This window comes from Acinetobacter seifertii, from assembly GCF_000368065.1.
Lineage (GTDB): Bacteria > Pseudomonadota > Gammaproteobacteria > Pseudomonadales > Moraxellaceae > Acinetobacter > Acinetobacter seifertii.
Genome location: NZ_KB851200.1, coordinates 838,677 through 855,173, shown reverse-complemented (window position 1 = coordinate 855,173; position 16,497 = coordinate 838,677). Strand labels below are relative to the sequence as shown.

At 38.6% G+C, this 16,497-nt stretch carries 13 protein-coding genes; 3 read left to right on the top strand and 10 right to left on the bottom strand.

Annotated elements, in window-relative coordinates; genetic code table 11:
* Positions 1–142: 142 nt before the first annotated feature.
* Both F985_RS26115 and F985_RS11455 read right to left on the bottom strand, forming a co-directional pair.
* Positions 143–373, bottom strand: a complete 231-nt coding sequence (locus tag F985_RS26115) for a hypothetical protein (protein ID WP_031944457.1) — start codon at positions 371–373, stop codon at positions 143–145.
* A gap of 399 nt (positions 374–772) precedes the next feature.
* Entirely contained in the window at positions 773–1,132 is a 360-nt protein-coding gene (locus tag F985_RS11455; protein ID WP_025469117.1) for a YcgJ family protein, read from the bottom strand.
* A 303-nt stretch (positions 1,133–1,435) separates the two neighbouring features.
* Between F985_RS11455 and F985_RS11450 the strand changes: the two genes are divergently transcribed.
* Both F985_RS11450 and F985_RS11445 read left to right on the top strand, forming a co-directional pair.
* Entirely contained in the window at positions 1,436–2,593 is a 1,158-nt protein-coding gene (locus F985_RS11450) for an iron-containing alcohol dehydrogenase (protein WP_004701086.1), read from the top strand.
* A complete protein-coding gene (locus F985_RS11445) occupies positions 2,593–3,027 on the top strand; it encodes an acyl-CoA thioesterase (protein WP_004701084.1) in 435 nt (144 codons plus the stop codon). Before F985_RS11450 ends, F985_RS11445 begins: the two co-directional genes overlap by 1 nt.
* A gap of 48 nt (positions 3,028–3,075) precedes the next feature.
* On the opposite strand, the gene F985_RS11440 is transcribed toward F985_RS11445, so the two are convergent.
* The 5 genes from F985_RS11440 to amvA all read right to left on the bottom strand — a co-directional run bounded on the left by F985_RS11440 (position 3,076) and on the right by amvA (position 12,042).
* Positions 3,076–5,304, bottom strand: coding sequence for a phosphocholine-specific phospholipase C (locus tag F985_RS11440; protein ID WP_004701082.1), 2,229 nt, complete (start codon positions 5,302–5,304; stop codon positions 3,076–3,078).
* A gap of 324 nt (positions 5,305–5,628) precedes the next feature.
* Positions 5,629–7,746 carry a DNA polymerase III subunit gamma/tau gene (locus F985_RS11435; protein ID WP_004701080.1) on the bottom strand — a complete coding sequence of 706 codons (2,118 nt, stop codon included), beginning with the start codon at positions 7,744–7,746 and terminating at the stop codon, positions 5,629–5,631.
* A 124-nt stretch (positions 7,747–7,870) separates the two neighbouring features.
* Positions 7,871–8,503, bottom strand: coding sequence for a metalloprotease secretion chaperone CpaB (gene cpaB / locus F985_RS11430; protein ID WP_004701078.1), 633 nt, complete (start codon positions 8,501–8,503; stop codon positions 7,871–7,873).
* 22 nt (positions 8,504–8,525) lie between these two features.
* Positions 8,526–10,307 carry a metalloendopeptidase CpaA gene (gene cpaA / locus F985_RS11425; RefSeq protein ID WP_004701077.1) on the bottom strand — a complete coding sequence of 594 codons (1,782 nt, stop codon included), beginning with the start codon at positions 10,305–10,307 and terminating at the stop codon, positions 8,526–8,528.
* A gap of 256 nt (positions 10,308–10,563) precedes the next feature.
* Positions 10,564–12,042, bottom strand: a complete 1,479-nt coding sequence (gene amvA, locus F985_RS11420; RefSeq protein ID WP_004701075.1) for a multidrug efflux MFS transporter AmvA — start codon at positions 12,040–12,042, stop codon at positions 10,564–10,566.
* A gap of 125 nt (positions 12,043–12,167) precedes the next feature.
* Between amvA and F985_RS11415 the strand changes: the two genes are divergently transcribed.
* Positions 12,168–12,746, top strand: coding sequence for a TetR family transcriptional regulator (locus F985_RS11415; RefSeq protein ID WP_004701073.1), 579 nt, complete (start codon positions 12,168–12,170; stop codon positions 12,744–12,746).
* A gap of 47 nt (positions 12,747–12,793) precedes the next feature.
* Here the strand turns inward: F985_RS11415 and F985_RS11410 are convergent, their stop codons facing one another.
* The 3 genes from F985_RS11410 to F985_RS11400 form a co-directional block, all read right to left on the bottom strand.
* Entirely contained in the window at positions 12,794–14,053 is a 1,260-nt protein-coding gene (locus F985_RS11410; RefSeq protein WP_004701068.1) for a serine hydrolase domain-containing protein, read from the bottom strand.
* A 71-nt stretch (positions 14,054–14,124) separates the two neighbouring features.
* Positions 14,125–14,979 carry a MaoC family dehydratase gene (locus F985_RS11405; RefSeq protein ID WP_004701066.1) on the bottom strand — a complete coding sequence of 285 codons (855 nt, stop codon included), beginning with the start codon at positions 14,977–14,979 and terminating at the stop codon, positions 14,125–14,127.
* Positions 14,980–15,053: 74 nt separating this feature from the next.
* Entirely contained in the window at positions 15,054–16,445 is a 1,392-nt protein-coding gene (locus tag F985_RS11400; RefSeq protein WP_004701064.1) for a 3-oxoacyl-ACP reductase, read from the bottom strand.
* Positions 16,446–16,497 lie beyond the last annotated feature (52 nt).

Below are 16,497 nucleotides of genomic sequence, written 5' to 3'. Positions count from 1 at the left end.
ATAAAAAATCACACGCAGCCTTTTCTGAAGGTCGTGGTGGTGGTATTGATTTTTTTTAGTAAACAGTTCATGAATTAAACTTGCTCATCATTAAAGCGCAAAATAAACATAGCATAGTTTTTTCTAAAAAAACAAAGCTTATTTACTTAATTAAATGTAAGTACTCATAGGCTCCTTTTTCATTACTCTCCAGCTTAATAACTGCATCCGTTTCGTCATTTAGTGTCAAATTAAATATTGTCCCATTCTCATAAGAAATTTGATGGCCCATTCGGAACTCTGAATCAAGTGATTCAAAAATAATAAATTTTCCCTCGCTATTTGAAGCGATATAGTAAGTATTGTTCCGATGAACATATCTAATTGTATACATCAACATGTAAATCCCATCTCAAATCAATTATGCTTTTTCTTAAAAATAAAAAGACCCATTTTCACTTTTCATTAAAAAGTCCTAATGGAAAAGACGCTTAAACCTAAAATAAGAAGCAGTTACTTGATCATATTTCCTAGTTATTAACGTCTATACAACCTCAACGCGAATTAAGATAAATAATTATTTAATTCAAACTATTAAAAAATGAACTCCTCCCTTTTACTTTCTAAAATCAATTATTTGGCTTTTTCCAACTTATACTATTAAATTGATATTACAGAAATACTTAATAATAAAAAACCCCACCATTAGTCGATAGTTAGCAGGGTACATGGTAAAAAATTTGCTTTTAGCAGGTTATTTTAATTCAGAATTTTATATAATTTTTTAAAAAATTTATTTATTTTTAAATAACTTATCAGTCGTATTTCTATCAATTTTACTACGATGTCCATTTTCAAAGTATCGATCGACATGACATAGTTTTGTTTTGGTATCACAGAACACACCATTTGAGAGTGTAAATGCTGAAGTATCAAAATCGCCTTGAGAGAAAGCCTTATTCGCCTTATAAGGACCTAAGTATTTAGTTGTAAGTTTTTTTGAGATACCTTTTTTGTCTGCGCATATGTATTTGTCACAAATTACACCCTTTTGAGGTGAAAATACACCAGAGTTGTTTTTTGCCAACGCTACTGAGCTAAACATGAAGCAACCACATCCAATGACACTAAGTAAAATTTTAGAAATTTTCATTTTTAGAACCGAATAAAGTTATTAATTGTTAAGGCATTATATAAATTAGAAGCTTGCCAGAAAATCTCTACCAGCCTATAAATAACAAAAAGCCCACCATTCAATGCCTTTTTAAATAACTTATGCATCATCTGCACATCCTTCTCGATCCCAAACAGATAACAATAGTGTTTATGTCATCTAACACCCAACATAATTGCCCTAGAACTACTTTATTTTAAGGTGTCCTGTGCTAAGTTATTTAAAGATTGAATCTTATAGAACCATTCAACAATAATGTTCAAGAATAAGGAAATAACGTATATGAGCCATTTTCAGTTTCAAACCGTTCCAAATATCATCTCTGGCTTAGGTTCTATACAAGAATTACAAAATGTTTTGTCTTCAAAAGCTTACCGTAAGTTATTACTGGTTACAGATGCTGGCATGATCAAAAATCAATTACATCTACCCATTCTTCAAATTTTAGATACGCTCAATATTGAATATGACATTTATGCAGATGTTCAAGCTGACCCACCAGAACAAGTCGTTTTAGATGCAGCTAACTATGCAAAACAGCAAAATGTAGATGCCATTATTGGCTTTGGTGGTGGTAGTTCTTTAGATGTTGCAAAAGTAATCGCTTTACTCGCCCACCCCGACCAGACTCAAAGTTTGCAAGACATGTATGGCGTAAACCAAGTCACCACAGCTCGCCTTCCGCTTATTTTAATTCCAACGACGGCGGGTACAGGTTCAGAAGTAACACCTATTTCAATTGTGACTACTGGAGAGACAACAAAAATGGGGATTGTCTCTCCAGTACTGTACGCCGACACTGCGATTCTTGATGCTATTTTTACTCAAAACCTTCCAGCGCATATTACTGCTGCAACAGGTATCGATGCGATGGTGCATGCCATTGAGGCATATACTTCTAAACACAAAAAAAATGTTTATACCGATATTTTAGCTAAGAATGCTTTGAAGCTACTAAATCATAACTTACCGAAAGTTCTTAAAGATGGTAATGATTTAGAAGCACGTCAAAACATGCTTTTTGGTTCAATGCTCGCGGGGCAAGCATTTGCAAACTCGCCCGTTGCTGCGGTACATGCTTTAGCTTATCCACTGGGCGGGCATTTTCATTTATCGCATGGGCATACCAATGCCTTAGTCCTAGTTGAAGTTTTAAAATTTAATGCGCCGAATGCAAAAAAATACTATGCAGAGCTTATGCAATGGCTAGATCCATATAGTAATGGTAGCACCGATGGGTTATGTGATCTGTTTATTGACCATATGCAGAACCATTTAGACCGTAGTGGCTTGACCTTAAAACTTAGAGATTTGGGTATTGATGAGTCCAGCTTACCTCGACTTGCTCAAGATGCCATGTTGCAAACCCGCTTACTACAAAATAACCCACGTGACATGACAGAAGCCGCTGCTTTGGCAATTTATCAGGCGATTCATTAATGACTAAACCAGTTTTAAAAAACCGAGATCAATTTAATTTCTTTTTAGACATTCAAACGCGTTGGGCAGATAACGACATCTATGGTCATGTGAATAATGTGACTTACTATAGTTACTTTGATACAGCAGCCAATGCTTTACTCATTCAAAAAACAGGTTTTGATATTCATGAAGCAAAATCAATTGGCTTAGTCGTTGATTCAGCTTGTAGCTTTTTACAAGAGTTATCATTTCCAGAAATTATTCAAGTAGGTGTTGCGATTGGTAAAATTGGTACGACTTCTCTACGTTATGAATTAGCGATCTTTAAACAAGGTCAAGATCAAGCCTCAGCTCAAGGACATTTTGTGCATGTGTTTGTAGATCGTGGAACGCGTAAGACTGTGCCTATTTCTGAGTCAGTTCGTGAAGCTTTAAAAAGTTATTTATTATAAAAAATGGGGCAAAAAGAAAATGATCTGTTCTTTTTGCCCTCTTCAAACTTACATCATTGCGGGATCACTAAAAGAGTCTTCACCCGTTTCGACTCGACCAGCAAAACGTCGATAATAATATGAATCACTTTGACTAGTTACTTCAAAATCATACCAATGCCCGACGTCAGCCAGAGCCCAATGTTGTTTAACCACTTGTCCTGCTTTTACGGTCACTTGTAATGGCGCATCTTGTCGATATGCACAAGGTTTTACCGTCAATATTGCATCCTTGGTTCCTTCATTCATGAGCTCTACGTATACATCACCATTGGCGATGTCATAGCACACTCGAATTTCAGGTTTAACGCCACTATCAACAATACGTTGAGTATCCCCTTTAAAGTGGCGATGGTAGCCATTTGGACCGAGTACCCATAAGTCGTAACGGCCCAAGTTATCTTTTAAAGCATCCCATTCATCATCTAAAGTTTTATTCGGCTCGACAATATAACGCTTTGGAATACGGTCTAAGTTGAGCTTGTCATAAACATGAAAAACCGCAGCTTGCGTACCTGTATTAGAGAATATCAATTGCACTTTACCATCAGCATTACAGCGTGCGCTGGTGTGCAACTCGTAAGGTAGCGCACGTGACAGACGTATGCCACTTTGCTGAATTGGTAATTTAATATCAGTTGGTACAGGAACAGCAGGCAAAGCTTCTTGGTTTACCCTTAATGTATCTGCCTGCATACGTGTTTGTTTGCCATTAAGCTCTGGTAAAACATCTGCATTTGGTGTTTTAAAGTTAAATGCACTAGTCAAATCACCACACACTGCACGGCGGTACGCACTAATATTCGGCTCTTTAACCCCAAAACGTTTTTCTAAAAACATGAGCACGGACGTATGGTCAAACACTTGCGAGTTCACCCAGCCACCACGACTCCATGGGGAAATCACATATAAAGGAACACGAGGACCCGGACCATAAACACGTCCATCAGGTGTAGGCTGAGAATGGCTTCCTTCAGGCGCAGCGTGGTCAAAATATTCATCCTGCATATCGACACTACTTAATGTCGATTTACCAGCATACTGACCATTTGCAAGTCGCGATGGTGCAGATGGTGACGGTACATGGTCAAAGTAACCATCATTTTCATCGAAATTGATAATAAGTGCGGTTTTACTCCAAACTTCTGGCACAGCAGTTAATGCATCAATAATTTCTTGAATAAACCAAGCCCCTTGAACTGGGCTTGAAGGGTCTGGATGTTCACAGTAAATTGATGGTGCATTAATCCAAGAGACTTGCGGTAATTTACTCTCACGAATGTCTCTTTTAAAAGCGTCAAGGTACTCTTCAGGCTTATTGCCCGGTAGTGTATTTGCAATGCCTTTATAGAGTGGATTTTTGGCATTATCGGTCGCAGCATCATAGGCTTTATAGGGTAGCTTTTGACCTGTATCGGCGTAGGGTTTGTTTGGTTCACCACCACTTGCAACTGGGTAGCCAGAAGCAATGTTTGCCTTTCTAAAGGAACGAAATGCACCAAGCATATTATCGCCCCATTCATCTGGCATATTTTGATAACAAATCCAGCTTACCCCTGCTTCTTCTAATCTTTCGGCATAGGTCTTCCATGTGTAACCACGATCTGCCGTAGCGGGGTTACCATCAATCCAGTCCCATTCATTGTTTACAAATGAACGCTTGGTCGGTGTTGCTCCATTGGTACCGGTTAAATGAAAAGATCGGTTTGCGTCGGTTCCAGTATGCATGGAACAATGATAGGCATCACAAATCGTAAAGGCATTGGCAAGCGCAAACTGATATGGAATTTCTTTTTCTTTAAAGTAGCCCATAGATATATCAGTCTTATGAGTTGGCCAGTTCACCATACGCCCATTATCCCATGCCAACTGACTATCGTTCCATGTATGCGGTGTGCCATCTGCACGCTGTGCATTATTGGCTGTACCGTCTAAATGAAAAGGCGTTAGAACTTGCCCATTACGTCTAAGCTGTTCCCAAACCTTACGACCATTTGGCAAAGGAATTGTAAAGCGGTCAGCAAAACCTCGAACGCCTTTTAACGTACCAAAGTAATGATCAAAAGATCGATTTTCCTGCATTAAAATAATAACGTGCTCAATATCTTGAATGGTACCCGTTTTATTATTTGCAGGAATTGCTAAAGCTTTTTGAATACTAGATGGAAAAGCTGCCAATGCCGCAGCACCAAAACCCATATTTAAAGAGTAATTTAAAAATTTACGACGTGTAATCATGATCAGGTTCTTTTTATTATTTAAGTTTAAGGAGCACAGCGCATTACAGGCTTTTTACCTGTCTCTGGTGTATTTGAATTATCATTTGATGAGTCGTTACAACCACTCAGCAGAATGGCGCCGATTAATAAAAAATAAGAATATTTAAAGGAAGGTGTTCCTGTGCATTGCCTTTTCATGACGATATATAGTCCATTTAAAATCTAAAATGGCTAACATAGAAAAGTACAATGACAGTGGCGTGACTTGAATATTTCAATCCAGTGAAAAATATGAAAATTCTATTATTTTCACATTTCTCACCAGATCAAAATTTATGTAAATTTAAGGCTTTAATTGAATATTTTGGAGTTCGCCATCAAAAGTATCAATCAGGCTTTTTATAACGGGTTGTTGCTGTAATAGCTCTGTCGCTCTATGGAAAGCTTTTTCTTTACGAATGCTTTGCATGACATAAGGTGTAGATGTATTAACTGCACCATACTCAACCGTAAATTGTGTATTTGGCCATTGTTGTTTTAAAGCATCAATGAGGCCTTGCTGTAATTGGGTCAGCATATTTTCATATTCTTGAGGAATATGGAAAACCGTGTTACCACCAATTTCCCCAGTCATTACACCATGTTGAGCAAGTTCTTGGACGGCTGGAGAAAGCTGGCTGTTTCTAAACCAGTATTCCCATTTTTCAAGTGTCCACTCACCTTCCAAAACTTGAGCAGAAAGCTTCAAAATATCCTGAGGCATCAACTGCCCGTTATCAATTGCGCTAGATTCTTTTACAACTGTAACAGTTTCAACAACCACTTCGGGTTGTACTAATGGTTGCTGCTCAATAATAGGTTCAGAAACCAGGTCATGAGTTAAAGGCGCATCCTGACGAAGAGAAAACTCAGTATCAGATGCTTCAAATAAACCTTGCGGCTCAGCAGTAAAAGCTGGTTCTGGTTCAATTTGTTTGGCTTGGTTTTCAGCCTGAACGTGTACTGACTTCTGTTCTGGTACCGGTATGAAATCTTCTTCTAGAACACTAACGGTCTCTTGAACAACTGCTGACTCAAGTCCAATCAGCTCATGATGATTTGGATCAAATACCATTAAATCCTGATTAGACTGAGGTTCAGGTTCAGGTTCAGGTTCAGGTTCAGGTTCAGGTTCAGGTTCAGGTTCAGGTTCAGGTTCAGGTTCAGGTTCAGGTTCAGGTTCAGGTTCAACCATAGCGGGTTGATTAATAACTTCAACCGGCTGAACAGTACTTACAGGTGGAATCTCTTGAACTGTTTGCTGAGCTTGTTGATTTAGCCCTACTACTGCTTGCTCATTTTGTTGAACAGGCTCTGATACTAAAATTTCATTTGGCGCTAAAGGACGGAATGCCAATAAGCGTAAAATACACATTTCAAAACCTTGCTCTTGCGTTACGGCAAGTTGCAAGTCTGAACGACCTTTACATGCAATTTGGTAATAAAGCTGCAAATCTTGAGCAGAAATCAGCTTAGACAGTTGCATGATTTTGCGATTGATTTCATCGCTATATTTCAAACTCAAATCAGGTAGATATTGCAAAATTGCCAATTCATGCAATGTCGAAATCAACTGATCAAGCACCAGTGAAACATCTAACGCTTGATGTCTAAATTGCAATAAAAGCTGACTAACTTTCTCACGTTGGTTCTGATGAATCGCTAAAATCAAATCATAAATAATCGTACGGTCAATCAAGCCAAGCATTTCTTTAACATCTTGGTGATGTACCGCACCCTGTCCATAAGCAATGGCTTGGTCAGTTAAAGATAGTGCATCTCGCAGTGAACCTTGGGCAGATTCGGCAATTTGCCAAATTGCATCTTGATCAGCAGTAATTTGCTCTTTTTCAAGAATAGCACCAAGATGTTTAGTAATTTCATCTACAGCTAAAGGTCGTAGAGTAAATTGCAGACACCGTGAAATAACCGTAATCGGTAGCTTTTGTGGGTCAGTCGTAGCAAACAGAAACTTAACGTGTTCTGGTGGTTCTTCTAGTGTTTTTAATAACGCATTAAAAGAATGCGTCGATAACATATGTACTTCGTCAATCAGGTAAACTTTAAAACGACCTTGCGTTGGCGCATAAGGAACGTTGTCTAAAAGTTCACGCGTATCTTCTACTTTTGTTCTTGAAGCAGCATCAATTTCAATTAAGTCAATAAAACGGCCTTCATTTACCGCCTTGCAGGTTGCACAGACTTCACATGGTGTAGCAGTCACACCTGTTTCACAGTTCAAACACTTGGCTAAAATACGGGCAATTGTAGTTTTACCTACACCACGCGTTCCTGTAAATAAATAAGCATGGTGAAGACGACCGCGTTCCAATGCACTACTTAATGCACGAGAAACATGGTTTTGTCCCACTAACTCATTGAAATTACGTGGACGGTATTTTCTAGCAAGTACTTGATACATGTATGCTCCTTGTTACAGGCATAAGCATACTTTGTTTTTAAAAGAGTGTGAACGCATAAAGCTCATATCCGTACAGATAAACTGCGAACCACATTCTTTTTCAAAGCCAGAAGCGTTTATTTGTCTACGGATGATCATGATGAAGCTCTTGATCAGTTACGCCTTCATCCATCGTTTGCACTAGCCCCACGCCATCCTTAATTTCAGCCGAATAATTTCCCTTCTCGGTAAAAATCTGCATGATCGTATAATGGTCTTTTTGACTTTGAGTAATGGTAAAGAAATTCTGATTCGGATCGCCCTGATCAAATTTTCCAGTCCATCGAACAATATCTTGGTCAACAGGTTCGATCTCTACAATTTTACCTGTGAAATTAATGCCATATTCCAACATTTGAAACTTAACAGTGTCACCCACTTTTTTAAGCTCAATCACATTTGGATCATATTTAATGACCATACCTTTCGCATTTTTAAGTAGCGGAAAATTAACATTAGAAGGAAGCTGATCTTTTTCTATTTCATTAAAAACAATTTGTTGCTGAGATAATTTTTCCTTTTCTGACGGGCTCAAATTCAGCATATTTTGACGGACCAAACCATTTTGATTATCTGCTATTTTTGGCCCAGACTCTTGCCGACCGTTTAAAGGCGACGTTAAAGCAGAAGAACTTTGCTGTGAAAAAGCAAACCAGATTAAAACTGCTAACGCCACACAAGCGATAGCAGTTCCTATTAACAATTTATTTTTGTTCATTCGTTACAGCTAAAAATAGAGATTAGTTATATAGAGAAATTTTCTGTGCATTTAAGTTAATGACACTGACAGCATCAATTTTTCCTTCTACACCTAAACGTACACCATATTTAGGGTTATACAGATACGGGCTAGAGTAAAAATTAATATTATTACCACCCATTGCGGTACTTCCTAACGGATGGGCAAAACCTGAACCAATATTGGTTGAACCATTATGGTACAGGCCAAGATTGTGCCCGACTTCATGACGCATAGCGGCAAAAGAACAACCTGCAATATCATTTGCACCAATCATGTTATATGCAGAAGCATTAATCCAAGCCCAGCCACAACCACCGTCACCAGGTTCATTACCTTGATAATAAACACCGTCTGCCAATACACGTTTACGCTCATTTTGTACCGTCGTGTCATCTCGTCCAGTCGAGATCGCTTCTTTTAAAGTGGCAGCAGGAATTTTATAAGTCAGATAACCTACATCTCTTAAGTAAAAACGTGCATTCGAGTTTTCAGCAGTTAAATTTGTTAAATTTACGCCTTCAATCATTCTAAGTTTTGCAGCACTCTCTCCTAAAATTGAGTTTACTTCTGGGCTAGAAACCAACAACATATCAATTGTATAACTATCTACTGTCCAGCCTTGGGCAGTGTAAATAAAACGGCGATTTTCACCATTTTTAATTGCTGTCGACAAACCATTAGCAGCATTAATATAGGTGTCTGCCGATGCATTCGACACAATAACCACCTTATCCCCGACTTGAGCTTGAGCGGGTAGCTGCAAAGTCGGCTGCCAATTTGATGTAGAAAGTTTTACCTTTAAAGTGGGCTGAGTCATATTCGGTAAAGTTGCAGGGATTGTTGCCGTTGAATCAATCACCTTTGTTGGTGAAGAGATCAGCTGCCAATAGCCTTTATCACTTACATACATAAACTCATATTGATCACCTGTTTTAAGCGTTAAAGTCGCTTGGCTATTAATATTGGTGTTATTAATTTTTGCAGACCAAGTCGCTGTAGACTTGATAATAATTCTTTCTCGATCACTTGCAGTGGTAGGCAAAGTGAAATTGGAAACCCAGTTCCCATCTCCAAATGCAATTTCGGTAAGTGGACTACTTACCGCGGCTAAAGATGTTCCGATTTGCTGAACATTTAGCTTCTGAGGTTTTATATATTCTGGAACCCATTTTCCTAAAGCAGAATAATATTTAAACCAATATTCCGAACCATTTTTTAATGTAAAACTGCTCGGGAAAAGTAAGTTGGTTTTATCAATCTCTGAGCTTGCACTTGCCGTAGAAACAACTTGTACGGTTGTTCCGTCACGTACATCACTTGGTAATGCAATCGTTTGTGCCCATTTGTCATTTTGAATGAGTACTTTTTGCATGGTTGCAGTCGTTAACGGTATTAACTCATAGTTAGCCCCAGTAGTAGGACTAACCGTCGCTAGCTGAGCAATCCATTTATTTTGACTGCTATTGAAGATGAATTGATAGATATCTCCGCTATTTATCTTCAACACTTCTAACGGAATATTCGTATTAGAAGTATCTAAATAACTACTATAGGCGGCACTAGAACGAATTGTAATTTTGTCCGAATTATTAGCACTCGCCGGTAAAGAGAGATTTTTGACCCAATTCCCATTTGCTAAAGAAAATTCTAAATCTGAATAACCAGATGGAATGGATCCACTATTATTATTCTGATTTGGTGAAAGTACAGTTGCGGCATACACAAGGGAAGACGCAACAATTGCTCCAATAATAAGTGATGTTTTTAATTTAAAATTCACAGCAGCCTCTTTTATTTGTTTTTAGATTTTCGAATAGCAGGTTAACAAACCATTTTTTTACAGTCAATTTTCGATAAAATAATTTTTCATTAAATTTCAATTACATGAATATTTAATCATTTTGAAATAAAAACATGAAACCTATTAAAGAATAGTTTGTTTATGAGAATTAAATAACTAAATTTATTATAAAGAAAATATTAAAAAAGATATTTAAGGATAAAAAGAAAGATCATCTCGCTTTTTATCCTTTATTTTAGTTTACTTTCTTTGGAAAGCTAAACCAGACAAATACCGTTAAAAGGAAGAAACAAATGGCGGAGATTGTAAGCACCCAACTATGCGCATAGCTAAAAGCTTGCTGAGCAACTGCAATTAATTGCCCTCCCAAAGGGCTTTCAAGGTTAGAAGCTAATTGCATGGTTTCACCAATCGAGATACTCGCTTTTTCAATTAAGTGGGGCGGAAGCTCTGCTGGTAAAATAATTGAGCGGCTATAAAACCAAGACAACATTAATCCGAAAATAGCGACACCTAAACCAGCACCAAGCTCATAGGCCATACCTTCAATCGCACCTGCTGCACTTGCCTTTTGAGGCGGTACAGATGACATAATCGCAGCAGTTGAAGCAAGTAAAGCAATTTCAATGCTAAAGCCTAAAAAGACCATACACATCCATGCTAAAAAGTGATCGGTCGAAAAGTTAAGCTGGGCAAGCCCCCATAGACTAAATCCACTTATTAAAATACCAACAGTAGATACAAGTCTAAGCCCCCATTTATTTAAACAAATTCCTGCTAATGGACCACCTAAACTAATCGCGATCATGAACGGAATAATAAACATGGCTGCCTGCAAGGGAGAAAACCCATGCACAAACTGCAACTCTTGAGACAAGAGTAATTCAAAGCCAACCAAAGCAATCATGGAAACAATAGCCATAACAATGCTGGTAGAAATCACTGGATGTTTAAATAACTCCAAATCAATCATTGGCGTGGTCGTTCTTTTTTGGCTTCGAATGAAGTGGATTAAAGTACTTATACCAACCACAAACATCACGACTGTAAGTACCGAGAAGTTGTACATCGCCGATTTGATTGAATAGATCAGGCTTAAAATTGCCACGACTAAAATTAAAGCTTGCCCTAAGTTAATTGGCTGATCCGTTTTCTCTTGTTGTTTCGGAATGATCATCGCAATCATGACCAGAACGACTAAAATAATTGGGATATTGATGAGGAATACTGCTCCCCAATGGAAATGTTCTAGTACAAAACCACCAACCAATGGACCAAAAGCTGCTCCGCCACCACCCACTGTAGACCAAAGACCAAGTGCAAAATTTCTCTGCTTTTCTTCGGTAAAAGCATTACGAATGCCTGATAAAGTGGCAGGAATAAGCATCGCTGCCCCTAGACCTAAAACAGCACGGGAAGCAATTAACGCGTAAGCTGTTGGAGAAAAAGCCGCAGCTAAGGAACCGACTCCAAAAATTGCAGTTCCAATAAATAATAATTTTTTAAAGCCAATACGATCACCCAGTGCACCCATCGGCAAAATTAAACCCGCCATAATCAGTGAATAAATATCAATGACCCATAAAAGCTGATTGGCAGTTAAATTCAATGCTGCACTTAAAGATGGTGTTGCAACATGCATCACCGTTGCATCAATCGTAACTGGTAAATATATAAGGACGATAATTGTCAGGATTAACCATTTTTTTTGCATAACGCTCTTCAATATCCAAAACTTGGACACGTGTTCAAATCATGGTTATTATATACACAATTGGACACTTGTCCAACTTTTAGTTTTAATGTAATTTGTGTCGAATTCAGTCAGGTGAAAGAAACATGGCCTATCTTAATCGCGATCAACGCAGAGAAATGATTCTGCAAGCTGCCATGCAAGTTGCTTTGGCTGAAGGTTTTACAGCCATGACGGTACGCCGAATCGCAACAGAAGCACAAACATCAACTGGACAAGTTCACCACCACTTTTCTTCAGCATCTCATTTAAAAGCTGAAGCTTTTTTAAAGCTCATGGAACAACTTGATGAAATTGAACAAGCCCTAAAAACCACTAGCCAATTTCAAAGGCTATTCATTTTGTTAGGTGCAGAAAATATCGACAGACTTCAGCCTTATTTACGATTATGGAATGAAGCTGAACTCTTGATTGAACAAGATGCAGAAATACGAAAGGCGTATAACCTTGCCATGCAAAGTTGGCATCAAACAATTGTGCACGCGATTGAATCTGGCAAAAAAGAAGGTGAATTTAAAAATATATCTAATTCAACAGATATAGCTTGGCGACTCATTGCTTTTGTGTGCGGATTAGAAGGTATTTATCAACTTGGTTTACAAGGTTTAGCTGAAAAAGACTTCAAGCGTCATACTGAAGCAATTATTCGCCTAGAATTATTATAAATATAAAAGCTGGCATTAATTAGAATACCAGCTTTAAAACACTAAAATTAGAACCAACCTTTACGGCCTTTTAAAATTTGGTCAGTGCAACGCAAGGCTTCTTGAGTAAGCCCCCACAAACGGTAATCACCCGTGATTGAACCAATTTGAAAGTTATGGGTATAAGCAAAGCTAAGATCACGCTCCGGATCGCACCATGCGCCTGAACCATTGTAACCAATATGCCCAAAGCCATTTTTAGCGCGTTTACCCATGGTAATAATACGATGATATCCTAAGCGCCAATTCATCGGTATTGGCATAACACGATCACGTGCATAACTTTGAATGGTACTGAGCTCTTTAAATATTTCTGGGCGAATGAGTTGCTTTCCATCCCAATCACCTTGATTTGCTAGCATCGCATAAATTTTAGCAAGACTATTTGCAGTAAATGTACCGTTTGCTGCCGGAATAACTGCTTGTAATCCCTCATCACTAAAAAAACTAAAATTCTTCATTCCTTTTGGAATCATGGCATCCTGAAAATCTTGCGGGTCCTGCCCAGTCCACGTAATCATTTTTTCAGAAAGTGAACTTTTCCGCGGCTGAGGTTTGTTAGGTTTTTCAGCTTGAGTAGGTGCTGGTTTTTCTGGTTTAGGTTGAATAATTAACCGTGCTACTCGATCCAGTTCGCTTGCAGGTGTACCAAAATAAGCACCGTCTAACTGCAACGGTTCAACAAGATATTTTTGCATGAGCTGATCTAAAGATTGACCAGTTGCTTTTTCAAGCACGCCACCGACAAGCCAACCAAATGTTAAGGCTTGATATGCATTGCCCTGTCCTGCAAGGAATCTTGGCTTGGTGGCTGCCATCACATCTAACATATGTGACCAGTCGAGCATTTCCCTCGCACTTTCGATGACATTTCGAATATCAAACATACCACTTTGATGGCTTAGCACATGGCGTAAAGTCATTTGCTCTTTACCATTTTGAGCAAACTCAGGCCAATAAGTCGCAATCGGTTTATCGTATTCTAAAAAACCTTCACTGACTAAAATATGCGCCAAGGTTGCAAGTACACCTTTACCTGTAGAGTAGCAAACTGCCAAAGTATCGGGTTGCCAAGCTGCATTTTGTGATTTTAGACCGGTGTAGATATCTACAACTTTCTGGCCTCTAAAATAAACCGCTAATGCAGCACCACCTTGTCCTGTTCTAGCATCTTGAAGACGGCTAAACTGGTGGGCTAAATCAATAAAACGTTCATCTAAAATACCGTGATAGTTATGGGTATCGGCCAGTAAAATTTCTTTAATCACATGAAGTTCCTTGCATTTTTTGTTATTTTGCTCAAAAGCAGCCCAAACCTCTGTTCAGGCTGCTGATATTTTTATAATGCTTTTACAGTTCCTGCAACATGCGGTTTTTGTGACTTCGCATTACGAATCAAGAAATCAGTCTTTTTGTCTGTATTAGCAGTTAAAAACTCAACTTTTGATGGTAAGAACATTGGGAGCTTAAACCAGACATCTGCTTCATAAGCATTTGGTAATTCGAGGTTCGCTAGCGCTTTAGCCTTGCTCCACATACCATGCGCAATGGCCTGTTTAAAGCCAAATGCTTTTGCTGTAATGGCATGAATATGAATTAAGTTAAAATCACCAGACACTTTCGCGTAACGGCGGCCTGTGTTTTCTAAAATATCCCACTCTGCCTTTGGAACATAAGCTGGCGCTTGTTCTTCTTTAGCTTTCTCACCTACTCTTTTCTCGACTTTTTGGCGAGATAAATAAGTCGTTAAACCTTCCATCACTACTTCATTGCCAACTTTTGCCGTAGTAATAAAGTCAAACTGAACACCTTTATCATGTGGTTTTAGTTCCCCAAATTTACATGACAGAGTGAGTTTTTCAGTTACACCAATTGGTCTGGTTTGTTTAATCTGGTTACGGATATGTACTAAACCTAAAATTGGAAATGGAAAGGCTTCTGCTGTCATCATGTGCATTTGTAAACTTTGAGAAAGCACAGCCAGATAAATTGCCGGTACAAAACCATTATTTTGGAAGCCACATACTTCGTTATAAGCTTTGAGATGGCTCTGATCAATTTCAAGACGGTCTACCACATATTCAACTTGTGGCAAGATTTTTGGCCCCTGAGGCTTTTTAAAAATTAAGCCTTGTACTACTTTTGGATAAGCCAATGCCGCTTTTGGTAGTTGGCTAAAATGACGAGTATTCATACCTAACCTTTTATAATTTATAGATTCTTGAATAAAAAAGGGATGCACAAGCACCCCTATTTAGCTAAAAGTGCTTAAGCGCCCAACAAGCTTTGTCCACACACACGTACAACGTTACCGTTTACACCAGTAGACGCAGTTGATGCAAACCATGCAATTGTTTCTGCTACATCAACAGGTAAACCACCTTGTTGCATTGAATTCATACGGCGACCAGCTTCACGAATTGCAAATGGAATTGCCGCAGTCATTTGAGTCTCGATAAAGCCAGGTGCTACTGCGTTAATGGTAATACCATTTTTTAAGATAGGCGCAGTAAATTTCACTAGACCAATCACACCAGCTTTAGATGCAGCATAGTTGGTTTGACCAAGGTTACCCGCAATACCACTAATTGATGATACACAAACAATGCGGCCATTTGCATTTAGACCATCGTTTTCTAACAAGTAGTCATTTACACGTTCAGCAGCAGACAAGTTAATGTTAATTACCAAGTCCCAAAGCTCTGGCTTCATGTTTGCCAAAGTTTTGTCACGAGTAATACCTGCGTTATGAACGATAATATCTAAACCGCCTTGTTTAGCCGCAGCAGTTTTAATTTTTTCGCCTGCATCGGCAGCAGTAATGTCAATTGCCAATGTAGAACCACCAATGTCAGCAGCTACACGGTCAAGGTCAGCTTGTTGTTGTGGTACATCTAAACAAATAACATGAGCGCCATCACGCGCCAACACATGTGCAATTGCTTCACCAATACCACGGCTCGCACCAGTTACCAATGCAGTTTTACCAGCAAGTGGTTTTGCCCAATCAACATCAACTACATCTGCTTTAGATACACGAATTACTTGACCAGACACATAAGCTGAACGTGGAGAAAGCAAGAAACGTAAAGTTGATTCAAGGTTTGCAGCAGCACCTTCGTCTACATAAACAACTTGTGCAGTAATACCCTTTTTAAACTCTTTACCTACAGATTTGATAAAACCTTCAAGTGCACGCTGAGCAATCGCCTGTTTTACAGTTTTTGCAGTTTCAGGCGTTGTACCAATCACAATTACACGACCAGAAGTTGCAACTTGACGTGCAATCGGATTAAAGAATTTATAAAGTTCGTTTAACTGTTCTGAGTTTTGAATACCAGAAGCATCAAATACTACTGCTTTGAATTTTGATTCTTTGTCGCCTGCATTGAATGGGCGTAAATTTAAACCAACTTTTGCAGCTTCTTGCTGTAATGCAACATTATTCCCTACATAGCTGTCAGCATGAATATTGCTAAGTACTTGTGCAATCTCACCAGACAATACACTTGATGGCGCTGCGCCAACCAATACTGCACCATTCACTATTGGCTGAGCACTTTCAAAACGCTCTAATGCAACTGGTGATGGTAAACCCAGATTTTTAACAACGAATTTACCAATAGGAGATTGCGTAAATGCTTGGTATTGATCAGTCATGATTATTATCTCTCAAAGAAATGAATTTTCTACGACAGGCTTCATTATGTTA